Origin of the sequence: Mesorhizobium sp. M7A.F.Ca.AU.001.01.1.1, assembly GCF_004022735.1 — a bacterium.
Taxonomy (GTDB): domain Bacteria; phylum Pseudomonadota; class Alphaproteobacteria; order Rhizobiales; family Rhizobiaceae; genus Mesorhizobium; species Mesorhizobium ciceri.
This window is the reverse complement of the sequence record NZ_RZPF01001062.1, coordinates 1-1,458: the sequence shown is the minus strand read 5'-3', so window position 1 is coordinate 1,458 and position 1,458 is coordinate 1. Positions and strand designations below refer to the sequence as shown.

3 protein-coding genes are annotated in these 1,458 nt (G+C 63.0%); 2 read left to right on the top strand and 1 reads right to left on the bottom strand.

Going from position 1 to position 1,458, the window contains the following annotated elements; all coding sequences use genetic code 11:
* Nucleotides 1-185: 185 nt before the first annotated feature.
* The gene (locus tag EN884_RS35775; RefSeq protein ID WP_024501720.1) at nt 186-656 is read right to left on the bottom strand and encodes a cupin domain-containing protein; all 471 of its coding nucleotides are present in this window, start codon (nt 654-656) and stop codon (nt 186-188) included.
* Between the two features lie 65 nt (nt 657-721).
* Between EN884_RS35775 and EN884_RS35770 the strand changes: the two genes are divergently transcribed.
* Nucleotides 722-1,183, top strand: coding sequence for a MarR family winged helix-turn-helix transcriptional regulator (locus EN884_RS35770; protein WP_024501721.1), 462 nt, complete (start codon nt 722-724; stop codon nt 1,181-1,183).
* A 129-nt stretch (nt 1,184-1,312) separates the two neighbouring features.
* Nucleotides 1,313-1,458: SDR family NAD(P)-dependent oxidoreductase (locus EN884_RS39980; protein ID WP_128361119.1), on the top strand; the 146-nt coding region annotated here is incomplete at its 3' end.

The following is a 1,458-nucleotide window of genomic DNA, read 5'->3' as shown; positions in this document are numbered from 1 at the left end:
GTGCCGAAAGCGCCTGCGAGTACAATGTGCTGACCGGCAAAGGCACCAGCAGCGAAAAGCAGCCGGACGGCAGCACCAAGCACAGGAACGTCTCGGTCGAAGGCCAGACCATCGCCTTCAAGGACTGGAACCCCGGCACCACCTTCAGCGCTTGCGGCGCGTGACCGGCGCCTCTTCGACCGACTTCAGCTTGGCGGCGGCGCTGCCGGCGTCAGCCCGTGGCGGCGCATGATATCCATCATCCCAGCCTTGTCCGGCGGACCGCCGGCGGCGGCGTGGAACATGGCGAATATCTCACGGAAATAGTCCGGACCGATCGCCGCTGGTGTGACGACGCACAGCGCTTTCGCATCCGCGCTGCCATTGTTGTCGAAGCGATGGACTGCGCCGCGCGGGATGCACAGCGCTTCTCCCGGTCCGACCTCGATCGGCTTGCCGTCGACGGTCCAGGTCAGCACCCCTTCAATGCCGTAGATCGTCTCTTCGTAGTGATCATGGCTGTGCGCCGGCGCCAGCAGGCGCAGTCCGCTGGCAACCCTCAACTCAAAGGCGGCGATGCTGCCGTTCGAACTGTCGCCCGTCACCAGGAAGCGAATCGACAGCCCCTTGTCGCCGGTCTCATTGGCTGGATTGACCTGAAGATTCATGACCGACATTGCGCAAAGCCCTCCGGTAAATTACATTTACTCGCTATCAGTAAACTCAATTTACCGGATCGTCAATGCCCACCTCAACGGAAGTTCTACAGACCAAGACCGAGAACCTGCTGATCGGCGCCCTGCTGCGCGTGCCGGCACAAGCGATCCAGCGGCGGCTGATCAAGGAGCTCAACGCCGCCGGTTTCGACGAATTGCGCCTGCCGCATATGGCGGTGTTGCAGTTTCCCGGACCGGACGGCGCGCGGCCCGGCACCATCGCCGAGCGTGCCGGCATGAGCAAACAGGCCATCAACCAGCTGCTCAGCAGTCTCGAAGGGTACGGCTACCTCGTCCGCTCCGACATTCCCGGCGATGGCGGTGCGCGCGTGGTGCGATCCACGGAACGCGGTCATGCCGCGTTCTGGAAAATGGTCGATATCCTGCGCGACATCGAGGAGGAATGGCGCACCGAACTTGGGCCGGAGCGCTTTGCCCAGCTGAAAGCTCTGCTGTTTGTCGTCTGGGAAAGTCCGCTGGTGCGCTGAGCCAGAGACGGCGCCCGTCCGCCCTGCTCCATCGGCCTTTCCGATGGCACTATCGGTTTCTTCCGTTTCCTTCTGTCGCGCCGAACTGCCAATTCCTGCCCTTGTCCATCCAAGCAAAGGCAGAGCGAAATGAGCATTTCGAAACAGAAAATCCTGATCGTCGGCGGCGGCTCCGGCATGGGCCTGGCGCTGGCCAGGCGCTGCATCGAGGCCGGAGCCAAGGTGATCATCGCCGGGCGCGGCCGAGACCTGGTCTTCGCGCGCGATGTCGACGA

Excerpts from the sequence above, each read along its gene's own strand:
- EN884_RS35775 (WP_024501720.1), bottom strand. The coding sequence starts at position 656 with ATGTCGGTCATGAATCTTCAGGTCAATCCAGCCAATGAGACCGGCGAC.
- EN884_RS35770 (WP_024501721.1), top strand. The coding sequence starts at position 722 with ATGCCCACCTCAACGGAAGTTCTACAGACCAAGACCGAGAACCTGCTG.